At 63.1% G+C, this 13,565-nt stretch carries 10 protein-coding genes; 2 read left to right on the top strand and 8 right to left on the bottom strand.

Annotated elements, in window-relative coordinates:
- Window positions 1–3: 3 nt before the first annotated feature.
- Window positions 4–978, bottom strand: coding sequence for a helix-turn-helix transcriptional regulator (locus JHW44_RS14145; RefSeq protein WP_089345198.1), 975 nt, complete (start codon window positions 976–978; stop codon window positions 4–6).
- 152 nt (window positions 979–1,130) lie between these two features.
- Here JHW44_RS14145 and JHW44_RS14140 point away from each other — a divergent pair, with 152 nt between their 5' ends.
- Both JHW44_RS14140 and JHW44_RS14135 read left to right on the top strand, forming a co-directional pair.
- A complete protein-coding gene (locus JHW44_RS14140; RefSeq protein ID WP_218822591.1) occupies window positions 1,131–1,397 on the top strand; it encodes a hypothetical protein in 267 nt (88 codons plus the stop codon).
- Between the two features lie 132 nt (window positions 1,398–1,529).
- Window positions 1,530–4,793, top strand: coding sequence for a TM0106 family RecB-like putative nuclease (locus JHW44_RS14135; protein WP_089345200.1), 3,264 nt, complete (start codon window positions 1,530–1,532; stop codon window positions 4,791–4,793).
- Window positions 4,794–4,836: 43 nt separating this feature from the next.
- Here JHW44_RS14135 and iolB read toward each other — a convergent pair whose 3' ends face one another.
- From iolB to JHW44_RS14100, 7 genes are all read right to left on the bottom strand, one after another.
- Complete coding sequence (iolB, locus tag JHW44_RS14130) at window positions 4,837–5,631, bottom strand: 5-deoxy-glucuronate isomerase (protein WP_089345201.1); 795 nt, start codon at window positions 5,629–5,631, stop codon at window positions 4,837–4,839.
- A gap of 11 nt (window positions 5,632–5,642) precedes the next feature.
- Entirely contained in the window at window positions 5,643–6,539 is an 897-nt protein-coding gene (gene iolE, locus JHW44_RS14125; RefSeq protein ID WP_089345211.1) for a myo-inosose-2 dehydratase, read from the bottom strand.
- A gap of 38 nt (window positions 6,540–6,577) precedes the next feature.
- The gene (gene iolD / locus JHW44_RS14120; protein ID WP_089345202.1) at window positions 6,578–8,410 is read right to left on the bottom strand and encodes a 3D-(3,5/4)-trihydroxycyclohexane-1,2-dione acylhydrolase (decyclizing); all 1,833 of its coding nucleotides are present in this window, start codon (window positions 8,408–8,410) and stop codon (window positions 6,578–6,580) included.
- Between the two features lie 116 nt (window positions 8,411–8,526).
- Window positions 8,527–10,446 (bottom strand): bifunctional 5-dehydro-2-deoxygluconokinase/5-dehydro-2-deoxyphosphogluconate aldolase, encoded by a 1,920-nt coding sequence (locus tag JHW44_RS14115; RefSeq protein ID WP_218822592.1) that lies wholly within the window; start codon window positions 10,444–10,446, stop codon window positions 8,527–8,529.
- A 136-nt stretch (window positions 10,447–10,582) separates the two neighbouring features.
- Window positions 10,583–11,362, bottom strand: coding sequence for an ATP-binding cassette domain-containing protein (locus JHW44_RS14110; RefSeq protein WP_272850315.1), 780 nt, complete (start codon window positions 11,360–11,362; stop codon window positions 10,583–10,585).
- Window position 11,363: 1 nt separating this feature from the next.
- Entirely contained in the window at window positions 11,364–12,470 is a 1,107-nt protein-coding gene (locus JHW44_RS14105; protein ID WP_089346204.1) for an ABC transporter permease, read from the bottom strand.
- A gap of 59 nt (window positions 12,471–12,529) precedes the next feature.
- On the bottom strand, window positions 12,530–13,450 hold the full coding sequence (locus JHW44_RS14100; RefSeq protein WP_089346205.1) for a sugar ABC transporter substrate-binding protein: 921 nt from the start codon (window positions 13,448–13,450) through the stop codon (window positions 12,530–12,532).
- Between the last annotated feature and the right edge of the window lie 115 nt (window positions 13,451–13,565).

Genomic DNA, 13,565 nt, shown 5'->3' with positions numbered 1-13,565 from the left:
GGATCACGGCATGGCCACGAAATCGGACCGACGATACCCGTCTACCATGTCCCGCAGGGCTGGCGGCGCAATGACCTCGACCTTGTCGCCCCATTGATACAGGTGCCAGGCCATTTCCAGCCAACCCGCGGCGTGAAAGCGCACGACAAGACTGCCATCATCCTGATATTCCAGCAACTGTTTCGGATGAAATTGAAATCCGGCGGCGCGTTCGGCAGCCTCGGGCGCGAAACGCCAGACCACTTCGCCATATTGTCGCGGGTCCTGCCAGACGCCAAAGGCATTGGCGGCATAATCGGCGATGGTAAATCCGTCTTTCAGCGCAAAGCTTTCATTCAGTGTTTCCGCCTCATGGATCAGGTCGATGCGAAAGTTGCGCACCTCGTCAGCCTTGGCGGGATCACGCGCGGCCAGATAGGTCCGATGCCCCAGAAGCACCCCATGGGGTTCCAGAATGCGCGATCCGGGATCACGGTTGTAGCGCACGCGCAAACGAAAGGGGCCGCGCAGGGCTTCGATGATGGCATCAAGAATGTCAGGGGCCAGACTGACCCGCGGCCCCGGACGCGTGACCTGCCCCATGGCGGTCAGCACGGCTTCGGCATCCGCCTCGACGCGGGCACGCGCCGGAACACGGGCCAGCATCCCGTCGCGCAGATCGCTCAGCGCCCGCGCGTGGCGCAACCTGCCCTCGGACTCGGCGCTGCGGGTTGCGATCTCCAATGCCTCAAGCGCGGTTTCATGGCGCAGTTGCAGCCGGTCAAGCCCCGGATCGACCAGCCGCCAACGCCGCTTGCGATCCTCTCCAGCCTCGGCGGCCACATTTCCGAAAGTCAGCTCCAGAGCATCGGTCATGCGCTGTGCGGTCCGGTGGGAAACGCCGAACTCGGCCGATATTTCCTCAAGACTGATCCCATTGCGCCGCACAGCGGCCATCTGGGCAAGACGGATCAGATCCCGGGCCTTGGAAAAAGACATAGCGCGCTCCTCCCTGTCAGCATTTGTCACCCAGTCACGCTAGGAAGCCAGACGCGTCCTGTCGAGCCGATTCTGACGAGTGCTTTCTGTTGCGGGTTCCAAGGCTCGACAAGCGCATGAACCAGAGGAAAGGAAATGCGATGAATGGAAAGGTGATCAGGATCGAGCGGATTTCTTCACGACCGGGCGTTATCGAAGAGCCAGTCCTGACCAGCAAAGGATATCAGCTCGGGGATCCTGCGCACGGCAGTGCCAAGCATCACGCCAAATACGCTGTCTATGCCCAAACCCTGGATGAAGCTGCCGCGCTTGTCGAGAAAGGCTTTTCCTTGCGAATGGGTGCAAAGGGCAAGAGCCCCTCTCTGATTGCGCCCAAAAGCCTGCGGATTGTGCGCGGCGACAATCCTCAGACGACCTGACGCGGCCCACCCCTCGGTCAATATCTTGCCATACCCGACAGTTCCTGACACCCATGGCAGATATTGAAGACGGGGCGACCGCCGAAAGGGCCATCTTGCGTCGGTTGCGCCCACAAATCATTGCAGGAACCCATGCGGGACGTCGACAACACCATTCTGTTCTCTGCCACCGATCTGATGCGTTTCATGGGCTGTCAGCATGCGACCTCGCTGGATCTGCTGCGCCTGCGCGGGTTGGGTCCGACGCCGGGCGAGGACAGCGAGGACACCGCCCTGCTGCAGAAACAGGGCGATGCCCATGAGGCCGCGCATCTGGAACGGCTGAAGGCCGAGGGAAAAGATGTCATTGAAATCGCGCGCCACGATCTGGCGCAGAACGCGGCCGAGACCCGCGCGGCGCTGGCGGAGGGGGCCGAGGTCGTTTTTCAGGGTGCTTTCCTGTCGGGCAATTGGGGCGGCTGGTCCGATTTCCTGATACGGGTGGACAGCCCTTCGGCGCTTGGGCCCTTCAGCTATGAGGTTGCCGACACCAAGCTGAAGCGCAAACCCCATCCGAAACATGTGCTGCAGCTGGTTCTCTATTCCGATCTGCTGGCCGAGATTCAGGGCAAGGCCCCCGAGTTTGCCCATGTCGAACTGGGCTCGGGCGAAAGAGCAACGCTGCGGCTGTCTGATTACGCCCATTATGCCCGCGCCGCCCGCGCCCGTCTGGAGGCTTTCGTGGCCGATCCGCCGCAAACGCGCCCTGTCCCCTGTGCCGATTGCGCCCTGTGCCGTTGGGCCGATCATTGCAGCAGCATCTGGGAGGCCGAGGACAGCCTGTTCAATGTGGCCAATATCGCCAGGGGACAGGTCAAGAAGCTGGAAGCCGCCGGGATCACCACCATGGCCGGTCTGGCGCAGCTGGATCACCCCATTCGCGGCATGGCCGAAAGCACCCGTCAGCGTCTGGTCACGCAGGCGCGTCTGCAACATGCCCGCAAGACCGGCGATCCCACCTATGAATTGCGCCCGTCCCAGCCGGGCAAGGGGTTTGACCTGCTGCCCCAGCCGCAGCCCGGCGACATCTTCTATGATATCGAGGGCGACCCGCATTTCGACGGCGGACTGGAATATCTGCACGGGCTCTGGTGCGATGGCCAGTTCCACGCCTTCTGGGCGCATGATCATCAGGCCGAAGCGCAGGCGCTGACCGATCTCTTCGCGTTTTTCCGCGACAGGCTGGCCGCGCATCCCGATGCGCGCATCTACCATTATGCGCCCTATGAGATCACCGCGCTGAAGCGCCTGACCACGAAATACGGCATTGGCGAGGCATATCTGGACCGCCTGCTGCGCGAGCGCCGCTTTGTCGATCTGTTCGCCGTGGTCAGGGGCGGGCTGATCTGCTCGGAGGCAAATTACTCGATCAAGTCGATGGAAGCATTTTACGGGCGCAAGCGCGACGGCGAGGTCAAGACCGCCGGCGGCTCGGTCGTCGCCTATGAAAACTGGCGCGAAACGGGCGATCAGCACATTCTTGACGAAATCGAGGACTACAATCGCATCGACTGTATCTCGACCGAGGAACTGCGCGATTGGCTGGTGTCGATCCGCCCTGCCATTCCCTGGCCCGAGCTGGCCCCTGATCACGCAGAGAAGGAGGCCGAGGAGGACACCGAAACCCAGGCATTGCAGGACGCACTGGCGGCATCGCATCTGCCCGAGGAACGCCAGAAGATGCTGTTCAATCTGGGCCTGTTCCATCAGCGCGAGGCCAAACCGGCGTGGTGGGCGATCTTTGACAGCCTTGCCAGCGATGACGAGGATCTGATCGACGATCTTGATGCCATGGGCGGGTTGCGGGCGACAGGTCCGGCCCAGCCTGTCCAACGCTCGGTCACCCGGACCTATGCCTTTCCTCCGCAGGAAACCAAGCTGCGCCGTGGCAAGCGCGCCAGCATCCCCTCGCCCGAGGGTTTTGACGGGGTCACGATCGATGATCTGGACCGCGCTGCCCGGACCGTGCGGCTGAAGATCGGCGCGAAGAAGGCCGGGCTTCTACGCGACCGGCTGACCCTGCATCCAGATGCGCCACTGAATACCCGTGTCATCTCCGATGCCCTGCGCGATGTGATCGCCGATCAATGCGGCACGCGCAGCTATCGCGCCGTGGATGACCTGTTGTCGCGCTGCGCACCGCGCCTGACCACCGGCCCCTTGCAGCCGATCAGCGATCCGGTGGCGGGCACCATCGCGGCAGTCGGGGCGATGGATGAAACCCTGCTGCCGATTCAGGGACCGCCGGGCACCGGCAAGACCTTTGTCACCGCGCGGGCGATCCTGTCGCTGTTGCGCAAGGGCGCGCGCGTCGGGGTGGCCTCGAACAGCCACGAGGCCATCCGCAATGTCCTGATGGGCTGTCTGGCCGCAGCGCAGGAGGATGACCTGCCGTTTGCACTGGATCTGGTGCACAAGCTCTCGGCGGGAAATGACGGCTATCCCGATGACTGCCCGATCCGGCGCGTCACCGACAACAGCGCGGCGTCCAGCGGCGGGCATGTGGTGGGCGGAACGGCGTTTTTCTTTGCGCGTGATGAAAATCTGCAGGCCTTCGACTGGCTGTTCGTGGATGAGGCCGGACAGGTCGGGCTGGCCAATATGGCCGCGATGGGACGGGCGGCGCGCAATATCGTGCTGGTCGGCGATCCGCGCCAGTTGCCGCAGGTCATTCAGGGCGCACATCCCGAACCAGCCAATCTGTCCTGTCTGGACTGGATGCTGGGCGATCATGCCACCATCCCGGCTGACCGGGGAATTTTCCTGCCTGTCTCGCGGCGGATGCATCCCGATGTCTGCGATTTCATTTCCGATCAGGTCTATGACGGGCGGCTGACCAGCCATCCCGACACCGCAAGCCAGCAGGTCACCGGCACCGATTATCCTGCCAGCGGTGCCTTTTGGGTGCCTGTTCCCCATGACGGCAATGCCCAGATCGCGCCCGAGGAAACCGCCGCCATCAAGGCCGCCGCGACCGAACTGCTGCGCGGAGAATGGACCGACAAGGACGGGACCACCCGCCCCATGCGCCAATCCGACATCATTGTCGTCGCGCCCTATAACGCGCAGGTCAATGCGCTGCGCGAGGCCCTGCCCCCGGATATCCGCGTCGGCACGGTCGACAAGTTCCAGGGACAGGAGGCTCCGGTCTGTCTGGTGTCGATGACCGCATCCTCGGCCGAGGAAACCTCGCGCGGGATGGAGTTCCTGTTCTCGCTCAACCGCATCAATGTGGCCGTCTCGCGTGCCAAGGGTCTGGCACTGATCTTTGGCGCACCCCGCCTGCGCGAGGCGAAATGCGATACGGTCGAACAGATGCGGCTGGTCAACACGCTCTGCGCCCTGCCCAGCCTGTAAGCGCCACCTGCGGCCTGCCCTGTTGCCCGGGCAGGCCATAGGGTCACATCAGATGTTCGACCTCGGGCGCTGCGACAAAGCGCCAGTTCCTGCGCGGTCCGGCCATGACATTCAGATAATACATCTCGAATCCATGCGGCGCGCCACAGGGGTGATGGCCGCGCGGCACACAGACCACATCACCGTCATGCACGGCCATGGTCTCGTTCAGGGACAGATCATCCGTATAGACGCGCTGGATGCCAAAGCCATTGGCGGGATTCAGGCGATGGTAATAGGTTTCCTCCAGATAGGTGATCCGGGGGAAGTCATCCTCGTCATGGCGATGGCTGGGATAAGAGGACCAGTTGCCCGCCGGGGTAAAGACCTCGGTCACCAGCAGGCTGTCGCAGTAGTCCTCGGCCTCCATGGCGATATTGTTGATGAAGCGGGAATTGGTTCCCTCGCCGCGCTGGGTCAGGGTGATGCCATCGGGACCAATGCGCCGCGCCTGATGCCCGCCCCGGCCCGGTGCCTTGCAGACCGCGATGGTCGCCTCTGTCGTGGTTTCCAGCGACCAGTCCTGACCATTGGGCACATAGAGACAATGCGGCGGTGTCTTTTCAAAGACATTCATCCGCTGTCCCAGCTCACCCCAGTCCTGACCGGCGGCCTGGAATTTGGCCCGCCCTTCGATCATCACCAGAATGACCTCGTTCTCGCCGGTGGCCTCGGCCCAGCTTTCACCGGCGCGCAGCCGGATCAGATCAAAGCCGACATAGCGCCAGCCGGCGCTTTCGGGCGTGATCTGATGAACCTTGCCATGGGTGCCAAAGGGACGTTTCAAAAGATCGGGCATGGGGCTTCCTTTCAAATCAGGCCGGTATCGCGGGCGATGCGTTTCAAGGTATGCAGGCCAAGCGTCTGATACAGCAGCGGATTGCGCTGATCGGGGTCCTGCTCGGCCTCGATCACGATCCAGCCCTCATAGCCATGATCCTTCAGGATCTGCAACAGTGGCGCGAAATCAATCGCGCCCTCCTGATCGCCTGGCACGGTAAAGACTCCGGCGCGCACCCCGTCCATGAAGGACAGCCCTTCGCCTTCGACCTTCGCGCGAATGGCAGGACGGACATTCTTGGCATGGAAATGCCCGACCCTGTCGATATGGCGGGCCAGCACTTCGGAGGGATCACCGCCCCCGAAATAGCAATGACCTGCGTCGAACAACAGCCTGGTCGCCGGGCCGGTCGAGGCCATGAACAGGTCGATATCCTCGGGTGATTGGACCACCGTGCCCATATGGTGGTGATAGACCAGCGCAATGCCCTGATCGGCGCAATAGCGGGCGATCTCTTCGACCCTGGCACCGAAATCGGCCATGCCGGCGGCGTCCAGAACCGGACGTTCGCTCAGGGGCTGGTCCAGCCCCTGCACGCTGTTCGAGGTCTCGCAGGTAATGCAGACCTTGCAGCCGTTGTGCTTCAGCTTGTCCAGATGCGGCTGGATGGCCTGTTTCTCTGCCTCGACCGAATGATCCAGCAGGTTCAGCGAATGCCAGCCCGACACGAAGGCCAACCCATGGCTGCCCAGAAGTTCCTTCAGCGCCTGCGGGTCGTCCTGCGGCCAGCGATGGCCGTTCTCGATCCCGTCAAACCCGATCAGGCGCCCGGCCTCTTCAAGGATCCGCTCGGTCGGGATATCCGCCCCCAGCGTCTGGTCGTCATCATTGGCCCAGGCGATCGGGTTGGTGCCAAACTGGATCATCTTCGTCTCTCCGTCATGGTCGGGCAATGCCCGCACCCTCAGTTCACAAGGCGCTGGTGCGCCCTGTTGTTCAGATAGGCCACATAGGCCTGTTTCAGTTTCTCGCTCCGCCCGACTTCCGGCACGGCAACATCCCACCAATGCCCGGCCTCGCCAAAGCCCGGACCGGGTTCGGCCGTGGTCTCGATCACGATCACCGTCGGAATGTCACGCCCCCGCGCCGCGGCAATCTGTGCCTCCAGATCGGCAATGCTGGCCGCCTTCACCGCATGGGCCCCCATCGCCCCCGCATGAGCGACATAATCGATCTGCGGCTGTGCCTCGATATTGCAATCCTTGTAGAGATTGTTGAACTCCTCGCCCCCACAGCCCTGCTGCAGACGGTTGATGCAGCCAAAGCCGCGATTGTCGGTCAGCACCACCGTGAAGGGCACCCGCCGCATCACCGCCGTCGCCAGCTCGGAGTTCGCCATCATATAGCTGCCATCGCCGACAAAGCAGATCACCTCGCGCTCGGGCCGGGCCAGTTTCAGCCCCATCGCCCCGGCGATCTCATAACCCATGCAGCTATAGCCATACTCCATGTGATAGCCGCCCTGACTGGGCTGCCACAGCAGCTTCAGCGCACCGGGCATGGTGCCCGCCGCGCACATCGCAATGGCGTCATCCCCGGTAGCGCGCTGCACGGCACCAATCACCTGCGCATCGGTGGGCAGACCCTCGTCCCCGGCAGGCGCCGCGCAATGCGCATCGACTGCGGTCAGCCAGGCTGCACGCGCCCCCGCATCCGCAGCTTCGCCGTGATAGTCGCCCAGCTCCGCCGTCAGCTTTTCCAGCGCGACACGAGCATCGGCAACCAGGCTGACCGCGCCATGTTTCGCCGCGTCATAGGGCTGCACATTCACCGCAGCAATTCTGGCATCGCCGAACAATGTCCGCGAGCCGGTGGTGAAATCCTGCAGGCGCGTGCCGACCGCAATCACCAGATCCGCGGCCGCGGCAGCCGCATTCGCCGCCGCCGATCCATCGACACCGGCCGCCCCGAAATTCATCGGATGGGATTGTGCCAACGCCGACTTTCCGGCCTGTGTCTCGATCACCGCAATATTGTGACGGCTGGCAAATTCCCCCAGCACCTCCCCTGCCTCCGAATAGATCACACCGCCGCCGGCCACGATCACTGGCGATTTTGCCGCACGGATCAGCCCAGCCACCTCGGCCAGCTCCTGCGCATCGGGTTCAGGGCGACGAATGCGCCATATGCGGGGTTCGAAAAATTCTTCGGGCCAATCATGGGCCTCGGCCTGCACATCCTGACAAAAGGCCAGCGTGACCGGCCCGCAATTCGCCGGATCGGTCATCACCCGCATGGCACGCGGCAGCGCCGTCAACAGATGCTCGGGCCTGGTGATGCGGTCGAAATAGCGGCTGACCGGACGAAAACAGTCATTGGCGCTGACCGTGCCGTCATCGAAATCCTCGATCTGCTGCAAGACCGGATCGGGGCGGCGATTGGCAAAGACATCCCCGGCAATGACCAGCAATGGAAGGCGGTTCACATGCGCCAGCGCCGCCGCCGTCACCACATTCGTGGCCCCCGGCCCGATCGAGGTCGTCACCGCCTGCGCCCGCCGCCTTGCATGCCCCTTGGCAAAGGCGATGGCGGCATGCGCCATGGTCTGTTCATTCTGTCCACGCCAGGTCGGCAGCGCATCGCCCATGCCCTGCAATGCCTCGCCCAGCCCAGCCACATTGCCATGGCCAAAGATCGCCCAGACGCCCTCGACAAAGCGCTCGCCCGTCTCGTTCTGTTGCACCGACAACCAGCGCGTCATCGCCTGCGCCGCGGTCAGTCGAACCGTCCCACCCATTTCGAATCCTCTTGCTATCCTCGCCTCTGCCGGCGTCTTCTTCGTTCAAATACCCGGGGTGAATTGGCCAGCGGCCAAGAGGGGCAAAGCCCCTCCCGACGCCAGTTCCAAATTTCTCACCCGCCAGCCTTCGCCGCGGCGCGGGCCTTGTCCCAGAACCCGGCAAGACGGGCATAGCGTTCGGCCATCTGCGCCACCGCATCGCCATCCGACAACTGCCCCTGCATCCAGGCACGCGCCGCATCGCCAAAGATCGTGCGCCCGACGGCAAACCCCCTCACCAGCTCAAAGCTGGCGGCAACGTCAAAGCTGGCCTGCAGCTCGGCCTCGGGCGCATCAAGACCAAGAACCACGATCCCGCGCGTATTGCGATCATGTTCCTCGATGGCGGCAATGGCATTCTGCCAGCCCGCGCGGGTCTTCATCGGCTCCAGCTTCCACCAGTCGGGGTAAATTCCGGCGGCGTAGAATTGCCGGATCAGCGTCGCGGTGGTCATGTCATCGACCGGGCCGACCTTCGAGGGGATCACTTCCAGCAGGAATTCCAGCTGGTTGCGACGCCCGGCCTCATAGAGGCGTTTGACGGTCGTTTCCTGCGCGGCGCGGGTGGCGGCGTCATCATCGGGATGGCAGAAGCACAGCACCTTGATGACATTCTCGCGCGCCCATTCGACCAGCGTCCCGCAATCACTGCCCAGTTCCGGTTCCAGCTCCAGCGGCCGCGATCCCGGCCATTCACAGGGCCGCCCGATCCACAGCCCCGTTCCGCTGGCACGATGCAGGGCCGCGCGCCCGATGCGGTTGTCGCAAAGGATGCCATAGCCCGCACGCCCGTCCTGCACCTGCAAGGCGGCCTCAAGGCACAATTCCTTGAACCGGCCACCCTTGGCCAGGTCATAGCCGGGCATTTCCTCCAGCTGGATGCGGTGGTCAAAGGCAAAGACGCGCATCTCGGTCCAGTCGCCAGCGGTACGGCTGTGACGGGTGGTGGACCAGTGGAGTTGCTCCAATTCGGCATCATTGCGCAGATCGGGGCGGATCACGCCGCGTTCAAGAAAGAATTCCAGCTCGTCAAGGCTGGGATAGGCCGGGGTACAGCCATGCCGGCTGACCGCGAAAGCGCCACAGGCATTGGCGTATTTCAGCGCCGTCGGCCAGTCGGCATCTTCCAGCCAGCCCTTGAGCAGCCCCGAAAAGAACCCGTCGCCTGCGCCCAGCACATTGAAGACCTCGATCGGGAAACCCGGACCGGCCTCGCCATCATCCAGACCGTCGGGGATGGCGCCGGTAAAGGCGACAGCCCCTTTCGCACCACGTTTGCAGATCAGGGTCGCATCCGACACCGCCCGCAGGGCGCGCAGCGCAGCAAGCGTATCGGTCGTGCCGCCAGCAATGTGGAATTCTTCTTCGGTGCCCACGATCAGGTCAAAGAGATGCAGCGTCTTCTGCAAGCGCGCGGTCACGGCGGCGCTTTCCACGAAACGGCTTTCGCCATCGCCATGCCCCGCGACGCCCCAGAGATTGGGCCGGTAGTCGATATCCAGCGCCGTGCGGGCACCATGTTTGCGCGCCAGTTCCAGCGCCTTCATCACGGCGGCCTCGGTGCGGGGATGGCTCAGATGCGTGCCAGTGACCAATACGCTGCGGGCGCTGGCGATGAGATCCTCGTCGATATCGGATTCAGACAGCGCCATATCGGCGCAATTTTCACGATAGAAGATCAGCGGGAAACTGTCCTCGTCGCGAATGCCCAGCAGCACCAGCGCGGTCAGCCGCTCGGGATCGGTCACGACGCCGCTGGTCTCGACACCTTCACGTGCCAGCTGTTCACGGATGAAGCGCCCCATATGTTCATCGCCGACCCGGGTGATCACTGCCGAGCGCAGCCCCAGCCGCGCCGTGCCACAGGCGATATTCGTCGGAGATCCGCCGATATATTTCGCGAATGATCCCATATCTTCCAGACGGCCGCCGACCTGCTGGCCGTATAAATCAACCGAAGACCGACCAATCGTTACAACATCAAGCGTCTTCATCGTCATTCATCCTGTCAGTTTCTTGCCGCGCGGATCCTTCCAACCCGCCCGGCTCGCTAGTCCTTACCCTCGTCTCGGCGTGGGGCACAGGACGAAATTGGCGGGCAATGCCAAAAGCTTGCCCGCCGAAAGCCATTCAGATCGTTCCGCCGAGCGAGCCTTCCAGCTCGGCCATTTCCTGACCACCGGCCATCAGGTCCTGCAGCTCGGATGCCGTGATCTCGCCCCGGACGGCCGTGCCGAGGGTCTGGCCCCGGTTCAGCACCGTGAAGCGGTCGCCGACGGCCAGTGCGTGACGGACATTGTGGCTGATGAACACGACGCCCACCCCCTGTTGGCGGACCCGTGCGATGGTGGACAGCACATTCGAGGTCTGGCGCACGCCAAGGGCCGAGGTCGGCTCGTCAAGGATCAGCACCTTGGCGCCGAAATAGACCGCGCGGGCGATGGCCACCGTCTGGCGCTCGCCCCCCGACAGCGTGCCGACCGCCTGATCGGGGGCGCGAAGGCTGATGCCCATCTTGCGCATTTCTTCCATGGTGATCTCATTGGCACGTTCGATATCCAGCCGCTTGGTCAACCCGCGGCCCTTGGTGGGTTCGCGCCCCATGAAGAAATTGCGCGTGACCGACATCAGCGGGATCATGGCCAGATCCTGAAAGACCGTGGCGATCCCGGCCTCCATCGCCTCGCGCGGGCTGTCGAAGGACATCGGCCTGCCCTCGAAGAAGATCTCTCCCGAGGTCGGCTTGTGCACCCCTGACATGGTCTTGATGAAGGTGGATTTTCCGGCGCCGTTGTCGCCCAGAAGGCAGTGGCATTCACCCGGGGTGACATCGAAGGTCACACCGTTCAGCGCAATCACATTGCCGAAATGCTTCTTGATGTTTTCCATATGGATGATCGGCTGGGTCATCTTACCGCTCTCCCGTCACGCGCTTGCGGATCACATTGTTGAACACCACCGCCAGCAACAGCATTCCGCCAAGGAAGATCTGGAACCAGTCCTGGTCGAAACTGGTATAGGTCAGGCCGATCGTCACCATGCCGAAGATGATGGCCCCGAAGAACGCCCCGATGGCCGAACCATAGCCCCCGGTCAGCAGGCAGCCCCCGATCACCGCCGTGATGATGGCCTCGAATTCCTTCATGAAGCCACGGCGCGCATCGGTCGATCCGGCATCCATCACGGTGATGATGGCAACCAGGCTGGCCGCGCAGGCCGTCAGCATGAACAACGAGATCTTGACGCCGCGCACCGGCACGCCCGAGTTCTTGGCGGCATTGCTGTCGCCGCCAGTGGCAAAGATCCAGTTCCCGACCGGGGTGCGCACCAGAACATAGGTCGCCACCAGGGCGATCAGCAGGCACCAGATGATCTCGACCGGAATGCCCGGCACCTTCGGCATGCCGGACTTGAAGCTGTCAATCAGGCCAAGGCCGGACAGCCAGGCAAACAGCCCCGGAAAGGCATCGCCCGAAAACAGCGGAGCCAGCCAGTCGCCCTCGACCGCATCACGCACGCCGCGCAGCTGGGTCGATCCGCCGGTGAACAGCTTCAGCCCGACCAGCGCCGCGCCACGCAGAATGAACAGCCCCGCCAGCGTCACGATGAAGGATGGCAGCCCCGTGCGCAGCACGATGGTCCCATTCACCGCGCCGATGCCGGCGGCAAATGCCATGGTCAGCGGGATCGCGAAAATCAGTGGCAAGCCCATGTTGACCGTCAGCACGCCAAAGACCATCCCGGCAAATGCCACCATCGAGCCGATCGACAGATCGAATTCACCGCCGATCATCAGCATGGCCGCCGCGATGCCCAGAATGCCCAGCTGTGCGGCGGGGGTCATGAAGTTCATGATGCCCGACAGCGTGAACATCGTGCTGTCAGCGGTGAACAGGAAGAACAGCGTCACCAGCACCACGCCGCCGATTGCCCCCAGTTCCGGCTTTTTCATCAGTTTGGTCGCCAGGGATTCCGCGCGCATACGCTCATCCGGTTGCGAAAGATTTTCTGCAGACATGGTCACCTCCGGTTCGGATGAGAGGTCGCGCAGAAAGGCGCGCCCCCTCGGGTTTCACATCAGCGGATGCCCTGAGCCGACAGCTCGATGACCTGCTCCGCGGCCTCCTTGGTCACCAGGTTGGGCCCCGAGGCGACATCACCGCCCGGCACCAGGCCGTATTCGGCATTCAGCGCAAGGAACATGACCGGCAGATAACCTTGCAGGAACTGCTGCTGGTCGATGGCGAAGGCCGCATCGCCATCGGCGACCGATTGCAGAAAGCCCGCCGACAAATCGAAGCTGGCGACCAGAACATCGTCGCGACCCAGCGCCTTGACGGCGGCAACGGCGGGTTCACCGACCAGAGAGGCACCCAGCCCCAGAACCGTATCCACATCAGGATCGGACTCCAGCGCCGCGCGGACCTTGGACTGAACCTCGGTCGGGTCGTTCTGCGTCGGAATGACGTTCACTTCCTGGCCGAACCCCTCGGCAAAGCCGTCACAACGCAGGTCCAGCGAGACATTGCCCACCTCGTGGTTGACACAGATGCCCTTGGTGCCGCCCATTTCTGCCAGCTTCTCGCCTGCGGCCTTGCCTGCGTCATATTCCGACTGGCCGACATGCAGCAATGCGCCCAGTTCGCGCGCAACATCCGAACCGGAGTTCATCGAGATCACCGGAATCCCGGCCTCGACCGCGCGCCGGATTGACGGACCAAGCGCATCGACATCGGGGATCGACACGACCAGCCCGTCAGGCTCCTGGTTCACGGCGGCATCGATCAACTGGCTCATCTGAACCATGTCGAAGGTTTCGGGCGACCGGAATTCGACATTGGCGCCGGAATCCTCGCCCGCCTGCTGGACGCCGTTCTTGACCACCGACCAGAACGGATCATTGGCCTGACCATGGGCGACGACAATGATATCGGCTGCGGCGACCGGCATCGCGGTCAAGGCCGCGGCCGCAGCGACCGAAGCAAGAAATTTCTTCATGATTTACCCTCCCTATGGGTTCATATGCAGCGACCCTGCTGGCCCTGCCCGTGCTCCGGCATCAAGATCTGCCGGATGTCATGACGACCGCCGCGCCGTCTCCTCCGGCGCGACG

This window comes from Paracoccus seriniphilus (genome assembly GCF_028553745.1).
Taxonomy (GTDB): Bacteria; Pseudomonadota; Alphaproteobacteria; order Rhodobacterales; family Rhodobacteraceae; genus Paracoccus; species Paracoccus seriniphilus.
This window is presented reverse-complemented; position numbering and strand designations above follow the sequence as displayed.

What these genes read in the sequence shown, in the direction of transcription:
- JHW44_RS14135 (WP_089345200.1), top strand. Translation starts at nt 1,530, where the DNA reads ATGCGGGACGTCGACAACACCATTCTGTTCTCTGCCACCGATCTGATG.
- iolB (WP_089345201.1), bottom strand. Translation starts at nt 5,631, where the DNA reads ATGCCCGATCTTTTGAAACGTCCCTTTGGCACCCATGGCAAGGTTCAT.
- iolD (WP_089345202.1), bottom strand. Translation starts at nt 8,410, where the DNA reads ATGGGTGGGACGGTTCGACTGACCGCGGCGCAGGCGATGACGCGCTGG.
- JHW44_RS14105 (WP_089346204.1), bottom strand. Translation starts at nt 12,470, where the DNA reads ATGTCTGCAGAAAATCTTTCGCAACCGGATGAGCGTATGCGCGCGGAA.
- iolE (WP_089345211.1), bottom strand. Translation starts at nt 6,539, where the DNA reads ATGATCCAGTTTGGCACCAACCCGATCGCCTGGGCCAATGATGACGAC.
- JHW44_RS14110 (WP_272850315.1), bottom strand. Translation starts at nt 11,362, where the DNA reads ATGACCCAGCCGATCATCCATATGGAAAACATCAAGAAGCATTTCGGC.
- JHW44_RS14145 (WP_089345198.1), bottom strand. Translation starts at nt 978, where the DNA reads ATGTCTTTTTCCAAGGCCCGGGATCTGATCCGTCTTGCCCAGATGGCC.
- JHW44_RS14115 (WP_218822592.1), bottom strand. Translation starts at nt 10,446, where the DNA reads ATGAAGACGCTTGATGTTGTAACGATTGGTCGGTCTTCGGTTGATTTA.
- JHW44_RS14100 (WP_089346205.1), bottom strand. Translation starts at nt 13,450, where the DNA reads ATGAAGAAATTTCTTGCTTCGGTCGCTGCGGCCGCGGCCTTGACCGCG.